This is a genomic window from Leclercia sp. S52, assembly GCF_039727615.1.
Classification (GTDB): domain Bacteria; phylum Pseudomonadota; class Gammaproteobacteria; order Enterobacterales; family Enterobacteriaceae; genus Enterobacter; species Enterobacter adecarboxylatus_B.
Genome location: NZ_CP152474.1, coordinates 4,518,134 through 4,544,055, shown reverse-complemented (window position 1 = coordinate 4,544,055; position 25,922 = coordinate 4,518,134). Strand labels below are relative to the sequence as shown.

Sequence of the window (25,922 nt, the reverse complement as noted above, 5' to 3'; positions counted from 1 at the left end):
TTATTGAGACAGGGCTTCAACTTCTATTAAGGCGAGATCTTTCTTACGCAGAACCAGATTCACACGTCGGGTTTCGATATGCACCGGATCGCCCAGCGGGGCAACGCGCACCACCTGGAAAGAGGAGCCGGGTAGCATCCCTAAAGAGAGCAGTTTCTGCCGGTAGGCCGGGCTTATTTCGCGGGTGAAGCCGGTAATTTTCCACGCGCTGTCTGGAGTGAATTGCATAGTGCCTACTTAACGGAAGGTTAAATAATCAACAGACACAATGGTAATGAGAATGGTTTCTATCATCAATATTAAATATGTGACGGAATGTGGCCAGAGCTATTAATTTGCAGGCTGCTTGACCTTGCTCAATATTTACGGGCAATGATGGTAAGAGATAAAAAGATTTATTGTTAATGGAGTGATAATTATTGGTTTAAATACGGATATGCAATCGGTTTCATATTTATAAAATAAGCGAGTATGTTTTTATTTTAATTCTGGCGGTCTGCCGGGCGGCACTGCGTTTGCCCGGCCTACAAACCCCAGGCCCGGTAAGCGAAGCGCCACCGGGCATTACGTATGTTAGCGCTTTTTACCCATTGCCGCCGCCAGCGCATCCATCATCGCGCTGTTGCCGGAGGGCTGGGCTTCACGCCCGCGCGGTTTCGCCGCCGGACGCTGCTGCTGACGCGCATCGCTGTTACCGCCGCCACGACGGGCATTGGTTTCGCCAGGCTGCTCGTCCAGACGCATGGTCAGGGCGATACGCTTGCGCTGCAGATCCACCTCCAGCACTTTCACCTTCACGATGTCGCCAGCTTTCACCACGGTGTGCGGATCTTCCACGAACTTGTCGGCAAGGGAGGAGATATGGACCAGGCCATCCTGATGCACGCCGATATCGACAAAGGCACCAAAGTTGGTGACGTTGGTAACCGCACCTTCCAGCACCATGCCCGGCAGCAGGTCATTCATGGTCTCGACGCCTTCGGCAAACTGCGCGGTTTTGAACTCCGGACGCGGGTCGCGGCCCGGCTTTTCCAGCTCTTTGATGATGTCGGATACCGTCGGTACGCCGAACTTCTCATCGGTGAAGTCGACCGCTTTGAGGTTACGCAGCTCGCTGCTGTTGCCCATCAGCGCCTTCAGCGCCTGCTGGGTGGCGGCCAGAATGCGTTCCACCACCGGATAGGCTTCCGGGTGAACGGTAGAGGCGTCCAGCGGGTTGTCGCCGTGGTTGATACGCAGGAAGCCCGCGCACTGCTCAAACGCTTTCGGCCCCAGGCGACTCACCTTCAGCAGCTGCTGGCGATTCTGGAACTGGCCGTTCTCGTCACGCCAGGCGACGATGTTTTGCGCCATCATTCGGGTTAAGCCCGCCACGCGGGTCAGCAGGGCGACGGAAGCGGTGTTCAGGTCCACACCGACGGCGTTCACGCAGTCTTCCACCACCGCATCCAGCTTGCGCGCCAGCTGCGTCTGGCTGACGTCATGCTGGTACTGGCCCACGCCGATGGATTTCGGATCGATCTTCACCAGCTCGGCCAGCGGATCCTGCAGGCGGCGGGCGATAGAGACCGCACCGCGCAGAGAAACATCCAGATCCGGGAACTCCTGCGCCGCCAGCTCGGATGCCGAATACACTGACGCGCCCGCTTCGCTGACAATCACCTTCTGCGCCGTCACTTTCGGGAACTGCTTTTGCAGATCGAGGAAGAAACGCTCGGTTTCACGCGAGGCGGTACCGTTGCCGATCGCCACCAGCTCCACGTTGTGCTTCTCGCACAGCGCCGCCACGGCCGCCGCCGCTTTGGCTGCCTGGCCGGTGTGCGGGTAGATGGTGTCGGTGGCAACCAGCTTGCCGGTGCCATCCACCACCGCCACTTTAACGCCGGTACGCAGGCCCGGATCGAGGCCCATGGTGGCGCGCAGGCCCGCCGGGGCGGCCATCAGCAGATCGTGAAGATTGCGGGCAAAGACGTTAATCGCCTCATCTTCGGCGCGTTCGCGCACGGTGCCCATCAGTTCGGTTTCGAGGTGCATCAGCACCTTAATACGCCAGGTCCAGCTCACCACCCCTTTGCGCCAGCTGTCCGCCGGGGCGTTGTTCAGGCGCAGGCCGAGATGGTCGGTGATGATCTGCTCGCCGTGGCTCTCTTTTGGCGGCTCGTCAAACTGCGGGTCGGCATTGAGGGAGAGCTGGAGCACCCCTTCATTGCGGCCGCGGAACATCGCCAGCGCGCGGTGAGACGGCGTGGTAGAAATAGGTTCGTGGTGATCGAAGTAGTCGCGGAATTTCGCCCCTTCTTCCTCTTTGCCGCTGACCACGGTGGAGACGATATGGGCGTTCTTCCACAGATAATCACGGACTTTTGCCAGCAGGGCGGCATCTTCGGCAAAGCGCTCCATCAGAATGTAGCGTGCGCCATCGAGGGCGGCTTTGGTGTCGGCCACGCCTTTATCGGCATCGACAAACTTCGCGGCTTCGGTTTCCGGGTCGTGGGACGGTGTGGTCCACAGCAGATCCGCCAGCGGCTCCAGGCCGGCTTCAATGGCGATCTGCCCGCGGGTGCGGCGTTTTTGTTTGTACGGAAGGTAGAGGTCTTCGAGTTCGGTTTTATTCAGGGTGCCGTTGATGGCTTTGGCCAGATCGTCGGTCAGCTTGCCCTGTTCGCCGATGGATTTCAGGATCGCCTGACGCCTGTCTTCCAGTTCACGCAGATAGCCAAGGCGGGTTTCCAGGTTACGCAGCTGCGTATCATCCAGACCGCCAGTCACTTCCTTACGATAACGTGCGATAAACGGCACGGTGTTCCCTTCATCAAGCAGGCGAACGGCAGCTTCTACCTGTTCAGCCCTTGCCTGAAGTTCACCCGCAATAATGCGGCAGAGCGAATCTTTCATCATGGCTATTTCATCTTGTGGGTCGAAAAATCAGGGGATAGTTATACGGACTGACACGGCAAATTGCCAGCCGCCGCGCCAGGCTCTCGGATTGTTCTTGCGGGTTATTTCACATAGTCGATGGCGTTCACATAACAGGTCGCTTCCCCGGCCGGGGTCTGCACGACGGCCAGATCGCCGACCTCTTTTTTCAGCAGCGCCCGGGCCATTGGCGAGTCGATGGAGATGTAATCCTTACGACCAAAAATTTCATCGTAGCCGACGATCCGAAAGCGCTTGAGATCGCCGTCGTCGTTTTCGATCTCCACCCACGCACCGAAGAAGACTTTGCCCTCCTGCTGCGGGGAGTAATCGACAATTTTCAGGTGCTCAAGGCATTTGGTCAGATATCGCACCCGGCGGTCGATTTCGCGCAGCCGTTTCTTGTTGTACTGGTAGTCGGCGTTTTCACTGCGATCGCCCAGGCTCGCGGCCCAGGTCACTTTTTTCGTCACCTCCGGGCGCTCTTCCCGCCACAGCGTGTCCATCTCTTTCTTCAGATTTTCATACCCTTCGCGGGTGATCAGGGGCGTTTTCATTCTCTGGCCTTACGACTTAGGTTGCATACCTTGCGCACATTACGTATCACTTAGCTTATCAGACAAGATTAATAATGAGTTATGTGACGAATTGTGCAGATAAGCTGCTGTAAAATATGCTTTGTAACAATTTCGACTAGAATTTATACCAGAATTAGCTGGTCGTGGACGCGCACTTTTTTAGAATACGCTGTTCAAGATTATCCGAACCTTTGGGAGTACTGACAATGCAAGAGAATTATAAGATTCTGGTGGTGGATGACGACATGCGCCTGCGCGCGCTGCTCGAGCGTTATCTGACCGAGCAGGGCTTCCAGGTTCGTAGCGTCGCCAACGCCGAACAGATGGATCGCCTGTTAACCCGCGAATCCTTCCACCTGATGGTGCTGGATCTGATGCTGCCAGGCGAAGATGGACTTTCCATCTGCCGTCGCCTGCGTAGCCAGAGCAACCCGATGCCGATCATTATGGTGACGGCGAAAGGGGAAGAGGTTGACCGTATCGTGGGCCTCGAAATTGGTGCTGACGACTACATTCCAAAACCCTTTAACCCGCGTGAGCTGCTGGCCCGTATCCGTGCCGTACTGCGTCGTCAGGCGAACGAACTGCCGGGCGCACCGTCCCAGGAAGAGGCGGTGATCGCTTTCGGTAAGTTCAAGCTGAACCTCGGCACCCGCGAGATGTTCCGTGAAGATGAGCCTATGCCGCTGACCAGCGGTGAGTTCGCGGTACTGAAAGCCTTAGTCAGCCACCCGCGTGAGCCGCTCTCCCGCGATAAGCTGATGAACCTGGCGCGTGGCCGTGAATATTCCGCGATGGAGCGTTCCATCGACGTTCAGATCTCCCGCCTGCGCCGCATGGTGGAAGAGGATCCGGCGCATCCGCGCTATATCCAGACCGTCTGGGGTCTGGGCTACGTGTTTGTCCCGGACGGCTCTAAAGCATGAGGCGAATGCGTTTCTCGCCGCGTAGCTCGTTTGCCCGCACCCTGTTACTGATCGTCACCCTGCTGTTTGTCAGCCTGGTGACGACCTACCTGGTTGTGCTGAACTTTGCGATCCTGCCGAGTCTCCAGCAGTTTAATAAGGTCCTGGCCTACGAAGTACGTATGCTGATGACCGACAAACTGCAGCTGGAAGACGGCACGCAGCTGGTGGTGCCACCGGCGTTTCGCCGTGAAATCTACCGTGAGCTGGGGATATCGCTCTATTCCAACGAAGCGGCGGAAGACGCAGGCCTGCGCTGGGCGCAACACTACGAATTCCTCAGCCAGCAGATGGCGCAGCAGCTGGGTGGCCCGACGGAAGTGCGCGTTGAGGTCAACAAAAGCTCGCCGGTGGTCTGGCTGAAAACCTGGCTGTCACCCAATATCTGGGTGCGCGTGCCGCTGACCGAAATCCATCAGGGCGACTTCTCGCCGCTGTTCCGTTACACCCTGGCGATCATGCTGCTGGCGATAGGCGGTGCCTGGCTGTTTATCCGTATTCAGAACCGACCGCTGGTCGACCTGGAGCATGCGGCGCTTCAGGTCGGTAAAGGCATTATTCCCCCTCCGCTGCGCGAGTATGGCGCGTCGGAAGTGCGGTCGGTAACCCGCGCATTCAACCATATGGCGGCTGGCGTTAAGCAGCTGGCCGATGACCGAACCCTGCTGATGGCCGGGGTCAGCCATGACCTGCGAACTCCGCTGACGCGTATTCGCCTCGCCACAGAAATGATGGGTGAGGAGGACGGCTACCTGGCGGAGTCCATTAACAAGGACATCGAAGAGTGCAATGCCATTATCGAGCAGTTTATCGACTACCTGCGCACCGGGCAGGAGATGCCGATGGAGATCGCGGAGCTGAACGCGGTGCTGGGCGAAGTGGTGGCGGCCGAGAGCGGTTACGAGCGTGAGATCGAAACCGACCTGCAGCCGGGCGATATCACCGTGCGCATGCATCCGCTCTCTATCAAGCGTGCAGTGGCGAATATGGTGGTTAACGCCGCCCGCTACGGCAACGGATGGATCAAGGTCAGCAGCGGCTCTGAACTGAACCGTGCCTGGTTCCAGGTGGAAGATGACGGTCCGGGCATTAAGCCGGAGCAGCGCAAGCATCTGTTCCAGCCGTTTGTGCGTGGCGACAGCGCGCGCAGCACCAGCGGCACCGGTTTAGGTCTGGCGATTGTGCAGCGTATCGTGGATAACCATAACGGTCTGCTGGAGATTGGCACCAGCGAGCGGGGCGGGTTATGCATCCGCGCGTGGCTGCCGGTTCCGTTTACGCGTGGACAGGTGAAAGAGAGCTAAAAAATGGGGTGCGGCCTGATGCCCTCACCCCGACCCTCTCCCACAGGGAGAGGGAGAAAACCTCAAAAAAGGCAACTTGCGTTGCCTTTTTGCTTTTACCTTGGTCCCGCACTCACCAATGCCGCACCTGCCGGCGTATCGGTGTACTTCTCGAAGTTTTCCACGAACAGTTTCGCCAGGGTGGTGGCTTTTTCCTGCCACTGCTCCGGTGACGCATAGGTATTGCGCGGATCGAGAATACGGCTGTCCACGCCCGGCAGTTCGGTCGGGATTGCCAGGTCGAACATCGGCAGGGTGAAGGTTTCCGCTTCATCCAGCGAACCGTTCAGAATGGCGTCGATAATGGCGCGGGTATCTTTGATTGAGATACGTTTGCCGGTGCCGTTCCAGCCGGTGTTCACCAGATACGCCTGCGCGCCCGCGGCCTGCATGCGTTTCACCAGCACCTCGGCGTACTGCGTCGGGTGCAGCGACAGGAAGGCCGCACCGAAGCAGGCGGAGAAGGTTGGGGTTGGCTCAGTCACGCCGCGCTCGGTACCGGCCAGCTTGGCGGTAAAACCGGAGAGGAAGTGATACTGGGTCTGGCTGGCGGTCAGGCGTGAAACCGGCGGCAGCACGCCGAACGCGTCGGCGGTGAGGAAGATCACCTTGGTCGCATGGCCTGCTTTCGACACCGGCTTCACGATGTTATCGATGTGGTAGATAGGGTAGCTGACGCGGGTGTTCTCGGTTTTTGACGCATCGTCAAAATCGACCGAGCCGTCGGCACGCACCGTCACGTTCTCCAGCAGCGCATCGCGGCGGATCGCCTGGAAGATATCCGGCTCCGCTTCTGCCGACAGACGAATCGTCTTGGCGTAGCAGCCGCCTTCGAAGTTAAATACGCCGTCATCATCCCAGCCGTGCTCATCGTCGCCAATCAGGCGGCGTTTCGGATCGGTGGAGAGGGTGGTTTTACCGGTGCCGGACAGGCCGAAGAACACCGCCACATCACCTTTCTCGCCGACGTTCGCCGAGCAGTGCATGGAGGCAATGCCCTGTAACGGCAGCAGGTAGTTCATCACCGAGAACATCCCTTTCTTCATTTCGCCGCCGTACCAGGTCCCGCCGATCAGCTGGATACGCTCGGTCAGGTTAAAGGCGACAAAGTTCTCCGAGTTCAGACCCTGCTCTTTCCAGTTCGGGTTGGTGCACTTCGCACCATTCATCACCACAAAGTCAGGTTCGAAGCTCTGCAGCTCTTCATCGGTGGGGCGAATGAACATGTTCTTCACGAAATGCGCCTGCCAGGCGACTTCGGTAATAAAGCGGACGGAAAGACGGGTGTCGGCGTTGGCGCCGCAGTAAGCATCGATGATGAACAGACGCTTGCCGGAGAGTTGTTGAGTAACGAGGGATTTCAGCTGCTGCCAGGTTTCCGGGGAGATCGCTTTGTTGTCGTTCTTCCCTTTGCCATTATCCGCCCACCACAGGGTGTCGCGGGTGGTGTCGTCACGGACAATGTACTTATCTTTTGGCGAACGGCCGGTAAAGATACCGGTATCGACAGCGATAGCGCCGGTGGTCGTCAATATACCGCGTTCGTATCCTTCCAGTGCTGGATTGAGCTCTTCCTGATACAGCGTATCGTAATCGGGGTTGTAGACGATATCGTGAGCGTCGTTGATACCATAAGCCTTGAGATCCTGCGGGGTTAAACCATTAACACGCATATCACTGCTCCTTAGCCAATATATACTGCCTGAAATTGTAGGGTTTTTCCTCGAATGTTAACCGCGACCGGGCTCATAGATTTGCGTATCTGGACAAAAACCCTTTATGACGGAAAACGCTGTGACTCCTGTCACTTCGCGGAGCAGATTATGGCAGGATTCACTTTTTGGTTGGTGAAAATGTTCTTAAAAGGTTAATTGCCGGTAAATTTAACTGTGAGAATGTGAGTGTAAGCGCATACATGAAAGTAAATTACGAAAGACTTACATCGCTGATAACGATTCAGCAGGATTGGAAGGAATAGTGAATAAAAAGAAAGGGTAGCCGAGCGGAGGAGAAGGTCAACTGCCCCCGCGAGAGGGCAGTTAACGGAACAACTTAGTGCAGCTGAGGATCGGCCGGGGAGGCGTTATTACGGATCTCAGCAATGTCCATCGAGTTGAAGACGTAGTGCGAACCGCAGTAGTCGCAGTGCATGTCGATCTCGCCCTCTTCGGCCATGATGCTGTCGATCTCTTCATCCGGCAGGGTTTTCAGCGCGCCCGCACAGCGTTCACGGGAACAGGTGCATTTGAACTCGACATCCTGCGGATCGTACAGCGTCACCTCTTCTTCGTGATACAGGCGCCACAGCACCTCGTTCGCCGGCAGGGTGAGCAGCTCTTCGGCCTTGATGGTTTCGGTCAGGGTCGCCAGATGTTCAAAATCATTGGTCTGAGCATCCTGCGCAGGCAGCACCTGGAGCAGCATACCGCCGGCTGCAGGCTGGCCATCCACTTCACCGGTACGGATGAACAGACGGGTGGGCAGCTGTTCGGAACGCATGAAGTAATCTTCCAGGCAGGCGGCAAGCGTATCACCTTCCAGACCGACCACGCCCTGATAGCGTTCACCCTCTTCCGGAGAGATGGTGATCACCAGGTAGCCGTTACCGACCAGGGTTTTCAGGTCTGCGCCTTCCGGGATCTCGCCCTGTACGCGCGCTACGCCGCGCATCTGCTGCTGGTTGTTGCCGTTGATCACCGCCAGGCTCATCGGGCCATCACCCTGCAGCTGCACGGTGATATCACCGGCAAATTTCAGGGTGGCGGTCAGCAGGCTGGTGGCAACCAGCAGCTCGCCCAGCACGGTTTTCACCGGCAGCGGGTAGTTGTGGTTTTCCAGGATCTGTTTCCAGGTTTCGGATACCGTTACCAGCTCGCCGCGAACGGCAAATTGTTCAAACAGATAGCGGTGTAATTGGTCGTGTTGGGCCATAGTCATCTCTCGTTCAGCAAGAATCACTCATTCTCGCCATTTTTAAATTTAATCAGATCGCGACGTTCTTTCTTGTCCGGTCGCCTGTCGGGATGCGGCATGGTCAGCGCATTCAGCTTTCGCGCCTGCGCCATCTTCTCGCGCTTTTCAACGCTTTCTGCCGTCTCTTCATACAGGGTGCTGGCTTCCGTTGCCGGGCGACGCTGTTCGGTGATGTTTTTCACAATCACCGTCCGTTCGTCGTTGCCCTGACGCAGAGTCAGGGTGGCGTTCAGCTCCACGAGCTTGCTCGGTTTGCTGCGCTGCCCGTTGTAATGCACTTTGCCGCCTTCAATCATTTCGCGGGCGAGGGCGCGCGTTTTGTAAAAGCGGGCAGCCCACAGCCATTTGTCCAGTCTTACCCCTTCGGAGGGCTTCTCTTTCATGGCTTCTCCTTCACGGTGAGTGAGGGGATCATCCGGCGATAGTCGTTCAGCCCCGGATGCCGCAGATAGCTTTTTTCAGCCAGGCCAGAATCAGGATTGGTTACGCCAAGGCAATAACGAATGCCAAAGGTTGCCGCCGCATCCAGAATCGGTTCGCTGTCATCAATGAACAACGTTCTTTCTGGCTGCAGGCCGGTCTCTTCTGCCACCGCGTGCCACAATCGCTGATCCTCTTTCGGATAACCAAATGTGTGGGTGGAAAGTAATAAATCAAGGTGTGAGGCCAGACCGGTATGTTCCAGCTTCACCGCCAGATTATGCGGATGCGCGTTGGTCAGCAGTATGCGCCGCTTGCCGCTCGCTTTCAGTGCATCGAGAAAAGGAACGGTATCTTCACGCAGCACGGCGTGCGGGCCCTGAGCGGTGGTCATCGCGCAAATATCCAGACCGAGGCGTTCGCTCCAGTAGTCCAGGCAGTACCAGTTTAGCGTATGTTGTACGGCGGTATATTGCTGGCGGATGAATTCCTGCGCTTCTGCCGGGGAGATCCCCTGCTGCTCGCCGTAGGTTTCCGGCACCAGTTTTTGCCAGAAGTGGTTATCAAACGCGAGATCGAGCAGCGTGCCGTCCATATCCAGCAGGACGGTATCGACCTCCTGCCAGGCGATATCAAAATGCATGGGGGAATACTCCAGCCAGAAGAAACGTGCGCGACAGGGTAGCATATCCTGCCGCGCGGGAGCGTTATCCGATCAGGCTCTCAGGCGCAGGGATAAGCTTGGGGTTGAGGCAATTTTCGTAGTATTGCTGAATATCCGCCAGGCGGGTGCGCGAGCGCTGGTAGCGGCGCAGCGCCATAAAGGCGTTCCAGAGCATGCAGACGAGCATCGTCAGCATCAGCAGCGAGGTGGCGATGTAGCGCCATAGCCCGGCGCTGTCCGGCATGCTGTGCAGCTCGACATGGCGGGTGCCGTTGGCATCGGTAAAGAGGCCCGTCACAATCCCTTCGGCGCTGAACGGCGTACGCATCAGCATCTGTGCCAGGCGCTGAAACTCGCCCCACTGCTCCTGGGCCGGATAGTCATACAGCGCCACTGACGGGTAGGGCTGATCGACCAGCTCGTTGCCTTCGTCGCTGACGATCACAAAGCCGCCGGGGGCCGGGCTGTTAAGCGCCTGAGCGGCACGCGAGGTTTCGCGCATGACGAACGGTGCGGTCGAGGTGGCGACCAGGTTTTCCAGCGACTCCGCACTGACCGGACGCAGCAGCACGTTGACGCCATCGAGACGGCCGCCATCGGCACGTTTCACCAGCGCATCCCAGTCTTTACTGTTGCCGAGGTTAACCAGCGCATTTTTCAGCCTGATACACTCATCCTGATCTGCACACAGCTCCTGGGTTTTCATCACGATATCGCCAAAGTCATCCAGCAGGATCATGCCCGATTTCTGAATGGCGGAGCGTAATGCCGGGCTGACGCGTGAGTTATCTTCCGGCTTAGGATGCAGCTGGCTCGACAGCGCCTGGGTCAGGGCCGTGGCTTTATTGACGATGTCGGATTCCGGCAGCGGCAGGGGAGGCGCGTCGTTCCAGATCACCTGCGAGCAATCGAACGGCGTAAAGGGTGAACTCTGACGGGCGTTCCAGGTGCCAGGGGCATGGATATTACACATCCCGGTGCCCTTCAGGCGCAGGGTATCGCCAATGCGCACGCCCGCGCTTTCGAGCTCCCCAACGCTGGTGGCTTCGATGGTCTGGGCGCCTTTAATCCACGACAGGGTAAATTTGATTGGCATATCCAGCGGCACGAGGAAAACCAGCATCGCCAGCACCAGACCGGCACCACCGGCAATGACCGTGCTGCGCAGCCAGTGCTGCAGCGGGAAGTTTTTAACTTCATCATGCAGGGATAAATAGCGGCCCTGGCGCACGACGTGCCGGTCCAGATAGATATCGATATCGGTTTTTTGCCCTAAATCCTGGGCCAGCCACGGCTGCCAGTGGCGCGGATAGATCAGGTCGATAATGCCCAGCGAGATATTGTTGACGTGGTCCTGATCGTTTTCGCCGAACAGGCCCCAGCGTTTTGGCGTGCCGCGCAGGCAGTGGATCTCCCGCAGCGCATTTTTGGCAGGCGGGGCGAATAATCCCCAGAGTCCCGCCGCCAGCAGCAGCACGCCGCCTCCGGCAAGCCAGGGGGCAAAAACATCGGGGCTCATCAGGCAGAAGAAAAAGAGCAGGAACGCGGCGACAACCAGCAGCGCTTCGCGAATACCGTCCGGGCGGCTCAGGGCATACTCTTCGTGGGTCTCCTGACGAATATTCAGCAGCTCAATCTGCTCGGTCTCTTCGCCACGAATCGACGCCTGGGTGGAACTGACGTGCTCCAGCGAAAAGTGGGGCGCTTCCTGGACATACTCCGCGATGGAGTGACCGTTGAGGGCGATCACCAGCGGAATGGAGTCGGTGTGGATCAGCTCAACGCTATTTTCATCATTGATGTACTGTTCCCAGGACGGCGGCAGATGGACCTCAGCCGAATCGAGGTAGTAACGCCATTTATTGGGATCGTCAGTGGTAATACCGTAGCGGGTAATGGAGCGCGTCACGCAGAGCACGGTGTTGCTCTGGGCATTGAGGCTTAACGAGACCGGTGCGGCGCTGGCGCCTGTCGCCGGCGTCTGCTGAATACGGTTAAAGGACTCAAGATATTGCTCAATCGCGCTGCGTTCTTCAGCGGTGAGCTTGCGGGTACTCGCCCCGGCAAAGGCATTGAGATAAGGCAGGCGATATCGACGCTGCGCCCGACGCCTGTACAACCACCCTGCAATGAATGCGCAGGCCAGCATAGCAGCGATGACAATCAAAATGGTGCTCATGCTTTCCCCATCTTACTTTTTCTTACAGGTGTAGTCAGTAGCACCTTTTTAACAGTGAACGCGTGTCTGTGGTTGGCTATCGGCATGTAAGGTGTTGAACTTGAGCAATATGAAGCGCATCCCAGTGATCGCTGATGATAGCAAAGCTAACCCTGACGGGATATCAGCAAATTCCTGGAATAATTTCAAGCTCTTGACATTTTATCTGAAATAAGGAATGAATCTGCACAGGTTACACAAATGTAAATAAAGCGCGATTGACATTGCCGAAACCGTGCGGCGTATCGCACAATGACGCCAGTTCACTCAGCAAAGACCCGTCAAAATGAGCAAACCCTTACAAAAGCCCACCATCCTGAATGTTGAGACCGTCGCGAAATCGCGTCTGTTTAATGTTGAAAGTGTGGACCTGGAGTTCAGTAACGGCGTGCGCCGCGTCTACGAGCGTATGCGTCCCTCCACGCGCGAAGCCGTCATGATTGTGCCCATTGTTGACGAGCACCTGATCCTGATCCGCGAGTATGCGGTGGGGACCGAATCTTACGAACTCGGCTTCTCGAAAGGGCTGATCGATCCCGGTGAGTCGGTCTTTGAGGCTGCAAACCGCGAGCTGAAAGAAGAGGTGGGGTTTGGTGCGAAGGAGTTAACCTTCCTGAAAAAGCTCAGTATGGCTCCCTCCTACTTTTCCAGCAAAATGAATATCGTGCTGGCGGAAGATCTCTATCCGGAATCGCTGGAAGGAGATGAACCCGAGCCGCTGCCGCAGGTGCGCTGGCCGCTGGCGCATCTGATGGATCTGCTGGAAGAGCCTGACTTTAACGAAGCCCGGAACGTGAGCGCGCTGTTTCTGGTGCGGGAGTGGCTGAAAGGGCAGGGCAGGTTGTAGCAGAAAAATCCCCCCTCTCCCAACGGGAAAGGGGGGCCGACGTTTTAGAACAACTCTTGTGTTTCGCCGTTATCAATCAGCGTAGTACCCACCTCATGCACCGCCTGATGCGTTGGCTGCGTGCCTTCGATGAAATACTCTTCCCGACTGCTGCCGCCATTGGACAACTGACCGCTGTAGCGATCGATATTGACCGTCACCACGCCTGGTGGCGGGGTTAATGGCTGCTCCGGCACGCCGTCCAGCAGCATTTTCATAAAGGCATCCCACGCGGGCTGAGCACTTTTGGCCCCGCCTTCGTAACCGGAAATCTGATCTTTGATCGCCCCGGACGCCGTGGTACGGCCTAAATCACGGCGGTGATCGTCAAAGCCGATCCACACCGAGGTCACCGCACCCGGACCATAGCCTGAGAACCACGCATCTTTCGAGCTGTTGGTGGTCCCGGTTTTACCGCCGATATCCTTACGCTGCAGATCGCGACCGGCACGCCAGCCCGTACCCTGCCAGCCCGGCTCGCCAAAGATATTGCTGTTCAGCGCGCTTTTGATCAGGAACGCCAGCGGAGTGTTGATCACGTGCGGGGCGTACTCCTGAGCCCCGGTCTGTGCCACCAGCGCCTGGTTAGCCTGCTCGAGTTGCGGCTGCGGCACCGCCGCGTTTTGCTGCGCCTGGGAAACGGCGACATCTTCCATGTCCTGGTTGTTCAGGGATTCCGATTTTGGCGTATCGCCATAAATCACCGGAATATCACACTCGGCGCAGGCAATTTTCGGTTTCGCTTCGAACAGGACGCCGCCCTGATCGTTCTCGATTTTGCTGATGAAGAAAGGATCGACCAGGAAGCCGCCGTTTGCCATCACCGCATAACCGCGCGCAACCTGCAGTGGGGTAAAGGAGGCTGAACCCAGCGCCAGCGACTCGGTATGCACGATGTTCTGTGCCGGGAAGCCGAAGCGTTGCAGATACTCCGCCGCATAATCGACACCCATGGCGCGCATGGCGCGAACCATCACCACGTTCTTCGACTGACCCAGACCCTGACGCAGACGGATCGGCCCGGCGTATTCTGGCGGTGAGTTTTTCGGCCGCCAGTCGGAACCCGCCCCGGCATCCCAGCGGGAGATCGGCACGTCATTGAGGACGCTGGCGAGGGTCAGGCCCTTGTCCATTGCCGCGGTATAGAGGAACGGCTTGATATTGGAACCGACCTGACGCAGCGCCTGGGTGGCACGGTTAAATTTGCTCTGGTTGAAATCGAAGCCGCCGACCAGCGCCAGCACCGCCCCGTTATGCGGATCGATGGAGACCAGCGCGGAGTTAACGTCCGGGATCTGCCCCAGCCACCAGGCGTCATTAACCTGACGAACCCAGATCTGCTGGCCCACCTGTACCGCATCGGTGACTTTACGCGGGGTTGCGCCCTGCTGCGTATCCGAACGATACGGACGCGCCCAGCGGATGCCCTCCATGCGCAGCGACACCGAGGTACCGTCCGCGAGCATCGCCGTGGCTTCCTGCGGATTGGCCTGGGTCACTACCGCCGCGACAAACGGCCCGTAGCCCGGGAGTGGCTTCAGGGTGTCGGTGATCTTTTTGCTGTCCCAGGCGGATTCACCCACCTTCCACAGCACGTTTGACGGGCCACGGTAGCCGTGGCGCATGTCGTAATCAATCACGTTGTTACGCACCGCCTGCTGCGCGCCCTGCTGGACGTTGCGGGTGATGGTGGTGTAGACGCGGTAACCATCTTCGTAGGCCTGTTCGCCGTAGCGGGAGACCATCTCCTGACGCACCATCTCGCTGAGGTACGGCGCGGAGAAGGCGATTTCCGGCGCATGGTAGCTGGCGTCAATCACGTCGTTACGCGCCTGATCGTACTGGGTCTGGCTGATATAGCCTTCGCTCAGCATACGCGACAGCACCACGTTGCGGCGTGCGGTAGCGCGATCCAGCGAGTAGAGCGGGTTGAAGGTGGAAGGGGCTTTCGGCAGACCGGCGATGGTCGCCATTTCACTGAGGGTCAGCTGGTCAATGGATTTGCCAAAATAGACCTGCGCTGCCGCGCCCACGCCATAGGCACGGTAGCCGAGATAGATCTTGTTGAGGTAAAGCTCGAGGATCTCATCTTTATTCAGCATCTGCTCGATGCGGATCGCCAGGAACACTTCCTTGACCTTACGCATCAGCGTTTTTTCAGGGCTCAGGAAGAAGTTACGCGCCAGCTGCTGGGTAATGGTACTCGCACCCTGAGAGGCATGACCAGAGAACAGCGCCACGCTTGCGGCACGGAAAATCCCCACCGGATCGACGCCATGGTGCTCATAAAAGCGGCTGTCCTCGGTGGCAATAAAGGCTTTCACCATCACGGGTGGGATCTGATTCAGGGTCAGCGGGATACGGCGCTTCTCACCGTACTGGGCGATAAGCTCGCCGTCCGTGCTGTAGACCTGCATCGGGATCTGGAGCCGTACATCACGAAGCGTAGCGACATCAGGCAGTTGCGGCTCAATATATTTGTACAAACCAAAAATCGAGCCTGCTCCAAGCAGAATGCAACAGACTGCAAGGATCAATAAATACTTTACGAACTTCACTGGAGATTTCCCATTTAGTTTGAACTGGGCAGTTTCTAAACAATCGCGCGGTAGTATAAAGGCAAGCCTGAAGCATTGATATAGCCGTCATCCCGCGGGACGATAAGGAGATCGTGAAACATGGCGTTTAAAACATGGCATACAGGCGTTCATATTCAACAGGATAAAGTATTGGCCGTCGCGCTGGTGCGCGAAAAGTCAGGGTGGGGGCTACGCCGCTGGTGGCAGCTCCCCCTGGCGGCGGGGATCATCCGCGACGGGCAAATTCTTCAGCCCGAACAACTGGCTGCGGCGCTGCGCGAGTGGCGTCAGATGCTGCCTCATCAACATCAAATCTTTCTCGCCTTTCCGGCTGTTCGCACCCTACAGCGCACGCTACCGCGCCCGTCGATGGCCCTGCGCGACAGCGAACAGACCGCCTGGATCGCCTCGGCGATAAGCCGCGAGCTGGAGATGCCCCCCGATGCCCTGCGGTTTGATTATGTGGAAGAGACCTTCAGCCAGTCTTATCACGTGACGGCGGCTCAGAATAAGGAGATCGCCACCCTGCTGGAGTTGGCCCGGGTACTGCGTCTGCGGCTGGCCTCGGTCACGCCCGACGCCGGAGCGCTGACGCACCTGCTGCCCTTTGTGCAGGCCCCGGCCCAGTGCGTCGCCTGGCGTGACCGGGATCAGTGGCTCTGGGCGATGCGTCACCAGTGGGGCAGGCGCGCGCTAACGGAGGCACCCGACGTCGATCGGCTGGCCGCCATGCTGGCACTCAGGGTCGACGAAATCGCCTGCTGTGGGGCGGGCAACTTCGACCCCTGGTGTGTGTTATCCCGCACCCAGCCGCCGCTGCCGGAAAATGGGGCAGATTTCAGCGTCGCGCTGGCGCTGGCGACCGGAGAGCGATCACGATGAGGACGGCCAATCTTATGCCGTGGCGCCAGCGGCAACGGCGTCGCTGCCTGTGGTTCTGGGGGCTGATGTTTACCGGCTCGTTGCTGGTTACCCTGACGATCGGTGCCACCAGCCGGGCCAGCGCTTCTCTGGTGACACGCGGCAGCGCGCTGCGGCATGCCAGCGATCTGGCGCTGCGTCAGGGGCTGGAGCAGCGGCAAAAGCAGTGGACGGCGTTACGGGCCCGGCATCGACAACAGCAGCGCTGGGCGCTGCACAAAGCGAAGACGGAAGCCTGGCAACCGGCACTGATTGCCTTATCCCGCCACCTGCCGGAGCAGGCCTGGCTGGCGCAGCTGCGCTTTCAGCAGTCGACCCTCTCCCTGACCGGCTACGCCTCCACGCTACCCGCGCTGGGGGCGCTGGAGGCAGCGCTGCGGCAGGTGTCGGGGTTTACTCCCGGTGCGCCGGGGGGAGATGCGACAGGATGCCCAGGGGCGCTGGCAGTTCAGCTGGACGCTAACCCGCAAGGAGAGTGCTGATGCGGATCCATCCTGACAGCTGGTATGCCATGACCCCGCGCGGGCGCTGCCTGTGCTGGGGCCTCAGTTCAGCATTACTCCTGATCTGCGCCACCCTATGGCAGGGGCGAATGCAGGCGCAGCCGGTAGCGACGCAGCAGGCCAATGCCCGGCTGTGGAGTGCGGTGCGCAAGCTCTCACCCCCTGACGAGGCACAAACTGCCGTGGCGACACGGTCTTTTTCGCCGCTGGAGTTTGATACCGATGCGCTGCGGATGGTTCGCTGGCAGCCCGGGGGCAGAGGCGGCGAACTGGTGATGGAGGCGACCTGGGCGCAGATCCCCTCGCTGTTTGTCACCCTTGCCCGGCGCGACGTTGCGGTGGATCGCTTTAGCATTCAGCCAGAGCAGAACCGCTTACAGATAGTCATGCAGCTGGAGCGCCATGATGCGGGTTAAGTGCGGGGTGCTGCTGTTACTGCCGCTGCTGCTCGGCCTGCGCGATCCCTTTCAGCCCCCGACCTCACGCTGCCCGGACGCCGCATTACGTCAGTGGCGTTATGTCGGTGCGGTGCTGGGTAAAGTGCCGGTGGCGATCGTCAGGGATGAAACCTCGCGCTGGCTGCGCCTTAAGCGCGGTGACACCCTGGCGCAAGGCGGACAGGTGAGGGCGCTGGATGAAAAGGAACTGGTCATCGACATGCCCGGGGCGTGTGAGCCCCCGCAGTGGCGATGGCAACGACAAGGAAAGAGACAGGATGAAAACAGGGATCGTGGGATTACTGCTGATAGGCAGTCAGGCGCTGGCCGCGGAGCCAGCCCCGGTGAGTCTGGTGGTGGATGAGGTGCCGGTTGCCCAGCTTCTGCAGGCGCTGGCGGAGCAAGAGAACCGCAACATCATTATCTCCCCGGACGTCAGCGGCAGCGTCTCTCTTCGTCTGCAGGAAGTCCCCTGGCTGCAGGCGCTCCAGACGGTGGTTACCAGTGCCGGGCTGGTGATGCGCCAGCAGGCGGGCATTTTTTATATTCACACCGCCGCGTGGCAACAGCAACAGCAGGCTAATAAAGAGGCCGAGCGAACAAAACGGCAGCTCAGCGCGCCGCTGGAGGCGCGCAGTTTTCCTCTCTCTTATGCCGATGCGGGAGATTTACAGGCCGCTGCCGAAAAGCTCCTCAGCCCAAAAGGCAGCCTGGCGGTAGATAAACGCACCAATCGCCTGCTGGTGCGCGATACCCGGGCTGCACTGGAGGCACTCCAGCACTGGGTGACGCAGATGGATCTTCCCGTGGCTCAGGTGGAGCTGGCGGCGCATATCGTCAGCATGAGTGAAAAAAGCCTGCGCGAGCTGGGGGTGAAGTGGAATCTTGCCCAGGGGCAGAATGCCGGTAAGCCAGGCCAGTTGACGATGCTCAGCAGCGATCTGGCCGTCAACGGCGCCACCACCCAGGTGGGGTTTAACATCGGGCGGATCAATGGCCGGCTACTGGATCTCGAACTCTCCGCTCTGGAGCAGAAGCAGCAGGTGGATATTATCGCCAGCCCGCGCCTGCTGGCGTCGCACATGCAGCCTGCCAGCATTAAGCAGGGCAGCGAGATCCCCTATCAGGTCTCCAGCGGGGTGAGCGGCGCGACCTCGGTGGAGTTTAAAGAGGCGGTGCTGGGCATGGAGGTGACGCCGGTGGTACTGGCCAACGGGCGCGTGCGCCTGAAGCTGCGCATCAGCGAGAACGCCCCGGGCCAGGTTTTGCAGCAGGCCGACGGCGAAACGCTGGCGATCGATAAGCAGGAAATCGAAACTCAGGTCGAGGTGAAAAGCGGTGAAACGCTGGCCTTAGGCGGAATTTTTTCTCAGAGGCATAAAACCGGCAGCGAAAGTGTGCCAGGCTTGAGCCGTATTCCTTTACTGGGGCAGTTTTTTCGCCATCAGGGAAAAGACAACGAACGCCGGGAGTTAGTGGTTTTTATCACCCCTCGTCTGGTTGCGACGCCATAATGTCCCGCGACGCCCCGCGTGATTTTGCATTCTGTTTGTTGCAGATGTTTGACGTGGGGCATGAATTAGCATACAAGGAGTACCGATTTGAGAATCAGCTTACTCAATCTCACTCCTTAATAACTTAAGCGGCAAGCCGGGTGATTTAATCTGTTGCCAAACAAGCCGGAGTATTGAGATAATTTTTAGTCTGACTCTCGCTCTATCGCATATGAGGTTTCAGTTCATGTCCTGCTACGCCCGATACCGGTGAAGCGGGTTTACCATTAACGAATAGTCTTAGTAGTACCGAAAAAATGGCAGAGAAACGCAATATCTTTCTGGTTGGGCCTATGGGTGCCGGCAAAAGCACTATTGGGCGCCAGTTAGCTCAACAACTCAATATGGAATTTTACGATTCTGATCAAGAGATTGAGAAACGAACCGGAGCTGATGTGGGCTGGGTCTTCGATGTAGAAGGCGAAGAGGGTTTCCGTGACCGTGAAGAAAAAGTCATTAATGAACTTACGGAAAAACAGGGCATTGTGCTGGCTACTGGCGGCGGCTCTGTAAAATCTCGCGAAACTCGCAACCGTCTCTCCGCCCGCGGTGTCGTGGTCTATCTTGAAACGACCATCGAAAAACAACTGGCGCGTACGCAGCGTGATAAAAAACGCCCGTTGCTGCAGGTTGAGACGCCTCCACGCGAAGTTCTGGAAGCCCTGGCTGGTGAACGCAATCCGCTGTACGAAGAGATTGCCGACGTCACCATTCGCACAGACGACCAGAGCGCTAAAGTGGTCGCAAACCAGATTATTCATATGCTGGAAAGCAACTGATTCTGGCTTTATATACACTCGCCTGCGGGTAAAAGCATTTAAGGTGGATGTCGCGCTATGGAGAGGATTACAGTCACTCTCGGTGAACGGAGTTACCCTATCACTATCGCGGCTGGTTTGTTTAACGACCCAGCTTCCTTCTTACCACTGAAAGCGGGTGATCAGGCAATGCTGGTCACCAACGAGACTCTGGCTCCGCTTTATCTCGACACCGTGCGTCAGCGCCTTGAACAGGCTGGCGTGAAGGTCGACAGTGTGATTCTGCCTGATGGCGAGCAGTATAAAAGCCTGACGGTACTGGATACCGTCTTTACCGCATTACTGCAAAAACCGCATGGTCGCGATACTACACTGCTGGCATTAGGCGGCGGTGTTGTTGGCGATCTTACGGGGTTTGCTGCGGCAAGCTATCAGCGTGGTGTCCGTTTTATTCAGATTCCTACCACGCTGTTGTCGCAGGTCGACTCTTCTGTTGGCGGCAAAACGGCCGTTAACCATCCGCTTGGCAAAAACATGATTGGCGCGTTCTATCAGCCCGCTTCGGTGGTGGTGGATCTCGACTGTCTGAAAACGCTGCCTCAGCGCGAGCTGGCATCAGGCCTGGCGGAAGTGATCAAGTACGGCATTATTCTCGACGGCGCGTTCTTTAGCTGGCTGGAAGAGAATATGGATGCCTTACTGCGCCTGGATGGTCAGGCGATGGCGTACTGTATTCGCCGCTGCTGTGAGCTGAAAGCAGAAGTCGTGGCTGCAGACGAGCGCGAAACAGGCTTACGTGCTTTACTGAATCTGGGGCACACCTACGGTCATGCTATCGAAGCCGAAATGGGCTACGGTAACTGGCTGCATGGCGAGGCCGTTGCGGCGGGGATGGTAATGGCCGCACGCACCTCGGAGCGTCTGGGTCAGTTCAGCAAGGCGGATACGCAACGCATTATTACGCTGCTTGAGCGTGCCGGGTTACCGGTGACGGGGCCGCGCGAAATGTCAGCGCAGGCCTACTTGCCGCATATGATGCGTGATAAAAAAAGTATTAGCAGGCGAGATGCGTCTGGTGCTCCCGCTTGCGATAGGTAAGAGTGAAGTGCGTGGCGGTGTGCCGCACGATGTGGTTCTTGGCGCTATTGCTGATTGCCAGCAGGCGTAACTATTAGAAAGGTCCGGCTGCGGTAAAACGTAGCCATTTTGCTTCAGGTGATGTGCAAAGTCGTAGGCATAAGCCTTTTAGTGGGGTGTTAAATGGATGAATTCAAACCAGAAGACGAGCTGAAACCCGATCCCAGCGATCGTCGTACTGGTCGTACTCGCCAATCTTCAGAACGTGATAACGAGCCGCAAATTAACTTTGATGAGGTCGATCTCGAAAACGATGACCCTCGTCCTTCGCGTGGCCGCGCTGCCCGCGACGAGCGTGAAGAAGAGGACTATGAGTCTGAAGATGATTCAGTGGACGAAGCGCCCGTAGAGCGTCGCCCGCGCAAGCGTAAAGCTGCTCCGGCGAAGCCCGCTTCCCGCCAGTATATTATGATGGGCCTGGGCGTGCTGGTCCTGCTGCTGCTGATTATCGGCGTTGGCTCTGCACTCAAAGCCCCGTCGAGCAATCCAGCCGATCAGAACGCCTCTACTGAGAAGAGCGTCGATCTGTCCGGCAATGCGGCCGATCAGGCCAACGGTACCCAGCCTGCGCCGGGCACTACCTCTGCCGAGCAGACTGCCGGGAATACCCAGCAGGAGATCTCTCTGCCGCCAGTCGCGTCCACACCAACGCAGGGCCAGACACCGGCTACCCCGGAAGGTCAGCAGCGTGTTGAAGTGCAGGGCGATCTGAACAATGCGCTGACGCAGCCGCAGAACCAGCAGCAGGTTAACAACGTGGTGGTCAACTCCACGCTGCCGACCGAGCCTGCGACCGTGGCGCCAATTCGTGGTGCGACAGGGCAACAGCAGACGGCGGCGACAGAAACTGCGCCACGTCAGACCAAGCCTGCCCAGCATCAGGAACGTAAGCAGACGGTCATTGAGCCGAAGCGTGAAGTGAAGCCGCAGCCAGTAGCCAAAGCGGAAGAGCCGAAAGCAACCGCCCAGCCTAAGCGCAGCGAAACCGTGATCAACGCCCCGGCGAAAGCGCCTGCTGCGACAGCGACGGCACCAAAAGCGACCGCCACGCCAGCCCCGACGGCGACCGCCCAGGCACCGGCGGCAACCGCACCTGCGGCCACTGCCAGCACCGGTAAAACCTCAGGCAACGTGAGCTCACTGAAATCTGCCTCATCCAGCAACTACACGCTGCAGTTGAGCAGTTCTTCCAGCTATGACAACCTCAACAGCTGGGCGAAAAAGTCGAACCTGAAGAACTTCGTTGTCTATGAGACCACCCGTAACGGTCAGCCATGGTATGTGCTGGTAAGCGGCGTGTATGCTTCGAAAGATGAAGCAAAACGCGCGGTAGCAACGCTGCCCGCTGATGTTCAGGCGAAAAACCCGTGGGCGAAGCCGATCCGTCAGGTTCAGTCCGATTTGAAGTAATCTGTGAAGCGCAGGATGCTGTCGGAGCTTTCTCCACAGCCGGAGAAGGTGTAATCAGTTAGTCAGCATGAAAAAAAATCGCGCTTTTCTGAAATGGGCAGGGGGGGAAATACCCCCCTGCTCGATGATATTCAAAAACACCTGCCTGCCGGCGAGTGTCTTGTCGAACCCTTTGTGGGCGCGGGCTCGGTATTCCTCAATACCGACTACTCCCGTTATATCCTTGCGGATATCAACAGCGACCTTATCGACCTCTATAACATCGTGAAGCTGCGTACCGACGAGTACGTTGATGAGGCGCGGAAGCTGTTTACCCCAGAGAACAACAACCCGGACGTTTACTACGCCCTTCGCACTGAGTTTAATCAGAGCCAGGACAAGTTCCGTCGTGCGCTGCTGTTCCTCTACCTCAACCGCCACGGCTACAACGGTCTGTGCCGGTATAATCTGCGTGGTCAATTCAACGTGCCCTTTGGTCGCTACAAGCGTCCTTATTTCCCTCAGGCTGAGTTGTACCACTTTGCTGAAAAGGCGCAGAATGCGGAGTTCCATTGTCTCTCGTATGAAGAGTGTATGGAGAAAGCGGACACCGACTCGGTGGTCTACTGCGATCCGCCTTATGCCCCTCTGTCGGCAACGGCGAACTTCACCGCTTATCACACCAACAGTTTCAGCCCTGCCGAGCAGGCGCGTCTGGCGGAAATGGCGGAAAAGCTGGTCAGCAAAAGAATTCCGGTGTTAATTTCGAATCACGACACGCCTGATACGCGCGAATGGTACAAGGCCGCAGATCATTATCAGGTCAAAGTCCGGCGCAGCATCAGCAGCAACGGCGGTACACGTAAAAAGGTGGACGAACTGCTGGCTCTCTATCTACCCTGAGCCGTTTCGCCCGCCGTTAAACAAAGTTCAAGGAGATGCGGATGAAACAGTATTTGATTGCACCCTCAATTCTTTCGGCTGATTTTGCCCGGCTGGGCGAAGACACCGCGAAAGCCTTGGCTGCCGGTGCGGATGTCGTTCATTTTGACGTTATGGATAACCACTACGTGCCTAACCTGACCATCGGCCCGATGGTCCTCAAGGCACTGCGCAACTACGGCGTGACCGCCCCTATTGACGTGCATCTGATGGTGAAGCCGGTCGACCGTATTGTGCCGGACTTTGCCGCCGCGGGTGCCAGCATCATCACCTTCCATCCTGAAGCCTCCGAACACGTTGACCGCACCCTGCAGCTGATCAAAGAGCACGGCTGTAAGGCGGGCCTGGTATTTAACCCGGCCACCCCGCTGAGCTATCTCGATCACGTGATGGATAAGCTGGACGTGATCCTGCTGATGTCCGTTAACCCGGGCTTCGGCGGCCAGTCTTTCATTCCCCATACCCTGGATAAGCTGCGTGAAGTGCGTCGTCGCATTGACGAGTCTGGCTTTGATATCCGTCTCGAAGTGGACGGCGGCGTGAAGGTGAGCAACATCGGCGAAATCGCCGCGGCGGGCGCAGACATGTTCGTGGCCGGTTCGGCGATTTTCGATCAGCCGGACTACAAAAAAGTCATTGATGAAATGCGCAGTGAACTGGCGAAGGTAAGTCATGAATAATTTGCAGGCAATTCGGGGCGTTGCGTTTGACCTCGACGGCACGCTGGTGGACAGTGCGCCGGGCTTAACCGCGGCGGTTGACCAGGCGCTGTATGCGCTGGAGCTGCCGGTGGCGGGCGAAGATCGCGTAATAACGTGGATTGGTAACGGGGCAGACGTGCTGATGGAGCGCGCGCTGACCTGGGCGCGTCAGGAGCGCGCCATTCAGCGTGCGGCGCAGGGTAAACCCGGCGTCGATCATGCGGATATTCCGCAGGAAGAGCAGATTCGCCTCCTGCGTAAGCTGTTCAACCGTTTCTATGAAGAGACGGTAGAAGAGGGCAGCTTCCTGTTCCCGGATGTGGCCGGCACGCTGAGCGCGCTGCATGCGGAAGGCATGCCGCTGGCGCTGGTGACCAACAAGCCGACGGCTTTTGTTGCACCGCTGCTGGAAGCGCTGGATATCGCTAAATACTTCTCGGTGATTGTCGGTGGCGATGACGTGCAGAATAAGAAGCCGCATCCCGAACCGCTGCTGCTGGTGGCAGGAAAATTATCCTTATCGCCGGACGCGCTGCTCTTTGTAGGGGATTCGCGCAATGATATTCTGGCGGCCAGGGCTGCAGGTTGCCCGTCCGTGGGCCTGACCTATGGCTATAACTACGGTGAATCCATTACGCTGAGTGAGCCGGATTTCGTCTTCGACCACTTCAAAGATTTACTGCCCGTTCTCGGGCTTTCGCACAGTGAAAATCAGGAATTGAAAAATGACTAAGCCCATCGTATTTAGTGGCGCACAGCCCTCAGGTGAACTGACCATTGGCAACTATATGGGTGCGCTGCGTCAGTGGGTGGGCATGCAGGATGACTATCACTGCATCTACTGCATCGTTGACCAGCACGCCATTACCGTGCGCCAGGATCCGCAGCAGTTGCGTAAAGCGACGCTCGACACCCTTGCGCTGTACCTGGCCTGCGGTATCGATCCTGAGAAAAGCACCATCTTCGTTCAGTCCCACGTGCCGGAACACGCGCAGCTGGGCTGGGCCCTGAACTGCTACACCTATTTCGGCGAGCTGAGCCGCATGACCCAGTTCAAGGATAAATCGTCCCGTTACGCTGAAAACATCAACGCCGGTCTGTTTGACTATCCGGTACTGATGGCGGCGGACATTCTGCTGTATCAGACCAACCAGGTGCCGGTGGGTGAAGACCAGAAGCAGCATCTGGAGCTGAGTCGCGATATCGCCCAGCGCTTTAACGCCATTTACGGCGATGTCTTCAAGGTGCCTGAGCCGTTCATTCCGAAGTCCGGTGCCCGCGTGATGTCCCTGCTGGAGCCGACCAAAAAGATGTCCAAGTCGGACGATAACCGCAACAACGTGATCGGCCTGCTGGAAGATCCGAAAGCGGTGGTCAAGAAGCTCAAGCGTGCGGTCACCGACTCTGACGAGCCGCCTGTGGTGCGTTACGACGTGCAGAACAAAGCGGGCGTTTCTAACCTGCTGGATATTCTCTCTGGCGTGACCGGGCAGAGCATTCCGGAGCTGGAGCAGCACTTCGAAGGCAAAATGTACGGCCATCTGAAAGGTGAAGTGGCAGATGCGGTCTCCGGTATGCTGACCGAACTGCAGGCGCGCTACAACCAGTTCCGCAACGACGAAGCCTTCCTGCAGAAGGTGATGAAAGACGGTGCTGAGAAAGCCAGCGCACGCGCTTCGGTAACCCTGAAAGCGGTGTATGAAGCGATTGGGTTTGTAGCTAAGCCTTGAGTGTGTTTGCCGGGTGGCGGCTGTGCCTTACCCGGCCTACGCAAACTTGTAGGCCGGGTAAGCGTAAGCGCCACCCGGCGAAATAAAAAAACCGGGGGATCCCCGGTTTTTTTATGCCTGAAAAAGGCTTACTGGTTTGCCGCCGGGCCGCAGCCACCGATGATCTTGGAGATGGAGATCGCCGGGTGCAGCAGGTAGTCGTAGCTGCAGTTATTTTTGGTGTTTTGCACGTGGCCGGTGCACGCCGTCAGGGTAGTTAAGATGCCTGCAACCAGGGCAATCTTTGCCAGTTTGAACATAACGCTTCCT

General features: G+C 57.7%; 23 protein-coding genes and 2 pseudogenes. 15 read left to right on the top strand and 10 right to left on the bottom strand.

Annotated features, from left to right (window positions below; all coding sequences use genetic code 11):
* The 3 genes from feoA to greB form a co-directional block, all read right to left on the bottom strand.
* Positions 1-228, bottom strand: a complete 228-nt coding sequence (gene feoA / locus AAHB66_RS21890; protein ID WP_010436417.1) for a ferrous iron transporter A — start codon at positions 226-228, stop codon at positions 1-3.
* Positions 229-573: 345 nt separating this feature from the next.
* Positions 574-2,898 carry a Tex family protein gene (locus AAHB66_RS21885; protein WP_347114552.1) on the bottom strand — a complete coding sequence of 775 codons (2,325 nt, stop codon included), beginning with the start codon at positions 2,896-2,898 and terminating at the stop codon, positions 574-576.
* A 101-nt stretch (positions 2,899-2,999) separates the two neighbouring features.
* A complete protein-coding gene (gene greB, locus AAHB66_RS21880) occupies positions 3,000-3,473 on the bottom strand; it encodes a transcription elongation factor GreB (protein ID WP_347114551.1) in 474 nt (157 codons plus the stop codon).
* Positions 3,474-3,700: 227 nt separating this feature from the next.
* Here greB and ompR point away from each other — a divergent pair, with 227 nt between their 5' ends.
* Both ompR and envZ read left to right on the top strand, forming a co-directional pair.
* Positions 3,701-4,420 (top strand): two-component system response regulator OmpR, encoded by a 720-nt coding sequence (gene ompR, locus AAHB66_RS21875; protein WP_001157751.1) that lies wholly within the window; start codon positions 3,701-3,703, stop codon positions 4,418-4,420.
* Positions 4,417-5,763 (top strand): two-component system sensor histidine kinase EnvZ, encoded by a 1,347-nt coding sequence (envZ, locus tag AAHB66_RS21870; RefSeq protein ID WP_262671511.1) that lies wholly within the window; start codon positions 4,417-4,419, stop codon positions 5,761-5,763. Before ompR ends, envZ begins: the two co-directional genes overlap by 4 nt.
* 95 nt (positions 5,764-5,858) lie before the next feature.
* Here the strand turns inward: envZ and pckA are convergent, their stop codons facing one another.
* The 5 genes from pckA to AAHB66_RS21845 form a co-directional block, all read right to left on the bottom strand.
* Positions 5,859-7,475, bottom strand: coding sequence for a phosphoenolpyruvate carboxykinase (ATP) (gene pckA, locus AAHB66_RS21865; protein ID WP_347114544.1), 1,617 nt, complete (start codon positions 7,473-7,475; stop codon positions 5,859-5,861).
* A gap of 379 nt (positions 7,476-7,854) precedes the next feature.
* Positions 7,855-8,733: an Hsp33 family molecular chaperone HslO gene (gene hslO / locus AAHB66_RS21860; RefSeq protein ID WP_347114542.1), complete on the bottom strand. Its 879-nt coding sequence runs from the start codon at positions 8,731-8,733 to the stop codon at positions 7,855-7,857.
* A 23-nt stretch (positions 8,734-8,756) separates the two neighbouring features.
* Positions 8,757-9,158: a ribosome-associated heat shock protein Hsp15 gene (hslR, locus tag AAHB66_RS21855; RefSeq protein ID WP_032614815.1), complete on the bottom strand. Its 402-nt coding sequence runs from the start codon at positions 9,156-9,158 to the stop codon at positions 8,757-8,759.
* Positions 9,155-9,838 (bottom strand): GMP/IMP nucleotidase, encoded by a 684-nt coding sequence (gene yrfG / locus AAHB66_RS21850; protein ID WP_347116542.1) that lies wholly within the window; start codon positions 9,836-9,838, stop codon positions 9,155-9,157. Before yrfG ends, hslR begins: the two co-directional genes overlap by 4 nt.
* A 64-nt stretch (positions 9,839-9,902) precedes the next feature.
* On the bottom strand, positions 9,903-12,038 hold the full coding sequence (locus tag AAHB66_RS21845; RefSeq protein WP_347114539.1) for an intracellular growth attenuator family protein: 2,136 nt from the start codon (positions 12,036-12,038) through the stop codon (positions 9,903-9,905).
* Between the two features lie 325 nt (positions 12,039-12,363).
* Here AAHB66_RS21845 and nudE point away from each other — a divergent pair, with 325 nt between their 5' ends.
* Positions 12,364-12,924, top strand: coding sequence for an ADP compounds hydrolase NudE (gene nudE / locus AAHB66_RS21840; protein WP_142487377.1), 561 nt, complete (start codon positions 12,364-12,366; stop codon positions 12,922-12,924).
* 44 nt (positions 12,925-12,968) lie between these two features.
* Here nudE and mrcA read toward each other — a convergent pair whose 3' ends face one another.
* The gene (mrcA, locus tag AAHB66_RS21835; RefSeq protein WP_347114538.1) at positions 12,969-15,521 is read right to left on the bottom strand and encodes a peptidoglycan glycosyltransferase/peptidoglycan DD-transpeptidase MrcA; all 2,553 of its coding nucleotides are present in this window, start codon (positions 15,519-15,521) and stop codon (positions 12,969-12,971) included.
* A gap of 120 nt (positions 15,522-15,641) precedes the next feature.
* On the opposite strand from mrcA, the gene AAHB66_RS21830 reads away from it, so the two are divergent.
* The 12 genes and pseudogenes from AAHB66_RS21830 to trpS all read left to right on the top strand — a co-directional run bounded on the left by AAHB66_RS21830 (position 15,642) and on the right by trpS (position 25,613).
* A complete protein-coding gene (locus tag AAHB66_RS21830; RefSeq protein WP_347114536.1) occupies positions 15,642-16,424 on the top strand; it encodes a DNA utilization protein HofM in 783 nt (260 codons plus the stop codon).
* A 14-nt stretch (positions 16,425-16,438) separates the two neighbouring features.
* Positions 16,439-16,945, top strand: coding sequence for a PilN domain-containing protein (locus AAHB66_RS21825; protein ID WP_347114535.1), 507 nt, complete (start codon positions 16,439-16,441; stop codon positions 16,943-16,945).
* Complete coding sequence (locus AAHB66_RS21820; protein ID WP_347114534.1) at positions 16,945-17,382, top strand: hypothetical protein; 438 nt, start codon at positions 16,945-16,947, stop codon at positions 17,380-17,382. Before AAHB66_RS21825 ends, AAHB66_RS21820 begins: the two co-directional genes overlap by 1 nt.
* The gene (locus AAHB66_RS21815) at positions 17,369-17,767 is read left to right on the top strand and encodes a HofP DNA utilization family protein (RefSeq protein WP_347114533.1); all 399 of its coding nucleotides are present in this window, start codon (positions 17,369-17,371) and stop codon (positions 17,765-17,767) included. Before AAHB66_RS21820 ends, AAHB66_RS21815 begins: the two co-directional genes overlap by 14 nt.
* The gene (gene hofQ, locus AAHB66_RS21810; protein ID WP_347114532.1) at positions 17,682-18,917 is read left to right on the top strand and encodes a DNA uptake porin HofQ; all 1,236 of its coding nucleotides are present in this window, start codon (positions 17,682-17,684) and stop codon (positions 18,915-18,917) included. Before AAHB66_RS21815 ends, hofQ begins: the two co-directional genes overlap by 86 nt.
* Before the next feature lie 296 nt (positions 18,918-19,213).
* A complete protein-coding gene (gene aroK, locus AAHB66_RS21805; RefSeq protein WP_010436374.1) occupies positions 19,214-19,735 on the top strand; it encodes a shikimate kinase AroK in 522 nt (173 codons plus the stop codon).
* Positions 19,736-19,792: 57 nt separating this feature from the next.
* Positions 19,793-20,882 (top strand): annotated as a pseudogene (gene aroB / locus AAHB66_RS21800) (3-dehydroquinate synthase).
* A gap of 92 nt (positions 20,883-20,974) precedes the next feature.
* Positions 20,975-22,261, top strand: coding sequence for a cell division protein DamX (damX, locus tag AAHB66_RS21795; RefSeq protein ID WP_347114531.1), 1,287 nt, complete (start codon positions 20,975-20,977; stop codon positions 22,259-22,261).
* A gap of 67 nt (positions 22,262-22,328) precedes the next feature.
* Positions 22,329-23,143, top strand: a pseudogene (gene dam, locus AAHB66_RS21790) (adenine-specific DNA-methyltransferase).
* 41 nt (positions 23,144-23,184) lie between these two features.
* Positions 23,185-23,862, top strand: a complete 678-nt coding sequence (gene rpe, locus AAHB66_RS21785; protein ID WP_106995198.1) for a ribulose-phosphate 3-epimerase — start codon at positions 23,185-23,187, stop codon at positions 23,860-23,862.
* Positions 23,855-24,616 carry a phosphoglycolate phosphatase gene (gph, locus tag AAHB66_RS21780; protein WP_347114530.1) on the top strand — a complete coding sequence of 254 codons (762 nt, stop codon included), beginning with the start codon at positions 23,855-23,857 and terminating at the stop codon, positions 24,614-24,616. The genes rpe and gph overlap by 8 nt, the downstream gene beginning before the upstream one ends.
* Positions 24,609-25,613 carry a tryptophan--tRNA ligase gene (trpS, locus tag AAHB66_RS21775; RefSeq protein ID WP_347114529.1) on the top strand — a complete coding sequence of 335 codons (1,005 nt, stop codon included), beginning with the start codon at positions 24,609-24,611 and terminating at the stop codon, positions 25,611-25,613. Before gph ends, trpS begins: the two co-directional genes overlap by 8 nt.
* Before the next feature lie 128 nt (positions 25,614-25,741).
* On the opposite strand, the gene AAHB66_RS21770 is transcribed toward trpS, so the two are convergent.
* A complete protein-coding gene (locus tag AAHB66_RS21770) occupies positions 25,742-25,912 on the bottom strand; it encodes a YhfL family protein (RefSeq protein WP_032614785.1) in 171 nt (56 codons plus the stop codon).
* Positions 25,913-25,922 lie beyond the last annotated feature (10 nt).

Excerpts from the sequence above, each read along its gene's own strand:
- feoA (WP_010436417.1), bottom strand. The coding sequence starts at position 228 with ATGCAATTCACTCCAGACAGCGCGTGGAAAATTACCGGCTTCACCCGC.
- AAHB66_RS21885 (WP_347114552.1), bottom strand. The coding sequence starts at position 2,898 with ATGATGAAAGATTCGCTCTGCCGCATTATTGCGGGTGAACTTCAGGCA.
- greB (WP_347114551.1), bottom strand. The coding sequence starts at position 3,473 with ATGAAAACGCCCCTGATCACCCGCGAAGGGTATGAAAATCTGAAGAAA.
- ompR (WP_001157751.1), top strand. The coding sequence starts at position 3,701 with ATGCAAGAGAATTATAAGATTCTGGTGGTGGATGACGACATGCGCCTG.
- envZ (WP_262671511.1), top strand. The coding sequence starts at position 4,417 with ATGAGGCGAATGCGTTTCTCGCCGCGTAGCTCGTTTGCCCGCACCCTG.
- pckA (WP_347114544.1), bottom strand. The coding sequence starts at position 7,475 with ATGCGTGTTAATGGTTTAACCCCGCAGGATCTCAAGGCTTATGGTATC.
- hslO (WP_347114542.1), bottom strand. The coding sequence starts at position 8,733 with ATGGCCCAACACGACCAATTACACCGCTATCTGTTTGAACAATTTGCC.
- hslR (WP_032614815.1), bottom strand. The coding sequence starts at position 9,158 with ATGAAAGAGAAGCCCTCCGAAGGGGTAAGACTGGACAAATGGCTGTGG.
- yrfG (WP_347116542.1), bottom strand. The coding sequence starts at position 9,838 with ATGCATTTTGATATCGCCTGGCAGGAGGTCGATACCGTCCTGCTGGAT.
- AAHB66_RS21845 (WP_347114539.1), bottom strand. The coding sequence starts at position 12,038 with ATGAGCACCATTTTGATTGTCATCGCTGCTATGCTGGCCTGCGCATTC.
- nudE (WP_142487377.1), top strand. The coding sequence starts at position 12,364 with ATGAGCAAACCCTTACAAAAGCCCACCATCCTGAATGTTGAGACCGTC.
- AAHB66_RS21830 (WP_347114536.1), top strand. The coding sequence starts at position 15,642 with ATGGCGTTTAAAACATGGCATACAGGCGTTCATATTCAACAGGATAAA.
- AAHB66_RS21825 (WP_347114535.1), top strand. The coding sequence starts at position 16,439 with ATGCCGTGGCGCCAGCGGCAACGGCGTCGCTGCCTGTGGTTCTGGGGG.
- AAHB66_RS21820 (WP_347114534.1), top strand. The coding sequence starts at position 16,945 with ATGCGGATCCATCCTGACAGCTGGTATGCCATGACCCCGCGCGGGCGC.
- AAHB66_RS21815 (WP_347114533.1), top strand. The coding sequence starts at position 17,369 with ATGATGCGGGTTAAGTGCGGGGTGCTGCTGTTACTGCCGCTGCTGCTC.
- hofQ (WP_347114532.1), top strand. The coding sequence starts at position 17,682 with ATGAAAACAGGGATCGTGGGATTACTGCTGATAGGCAGTCAGGCGCTG.
- aroK (WP_010436374.1), top strand. The coding sequence starts at position 19,214 with ATGGCAGAGAAACGCAATATCTTTCTGGTTGGGCCTATGGGTGCCGGC.
- damX (WP_347114531.1), top strand. The coding sequence starts at position 20,975 with ATGGATGAATTCAAACCAGAAGACGAGCTGAAACCCGATCCCAGCGAT.
- rpe (WP_106995198.1), top strand. The coding sequence starts at position 23,185 with ATGAAACAGTATTTGATTGCACCCTCAATTCTTTCGGCTGATTTTGCC.
- gph (WP_347114530.1), top strand. The coding sequence starts at position 23,855 with ATGAATAATTTGCAGGCAATTCGGGGCGTTGCGTTTGACCTCGACGGC.
- trpS (WP_347114529.1), top strand. The coding sequence starts at position 24,609 with ATGACTAAGCCCATCGTATTTAGTGGCGCACAGCCCTCAGGTGAACTG.
- AAHB66_RS21770 (WP_032614785.1), bottom strand. The coding sequence starts at position 25,912 with ATGTTCAAACTGGCAAAGATTGCCCTGGTTGCAGGCATCTTAACTACC.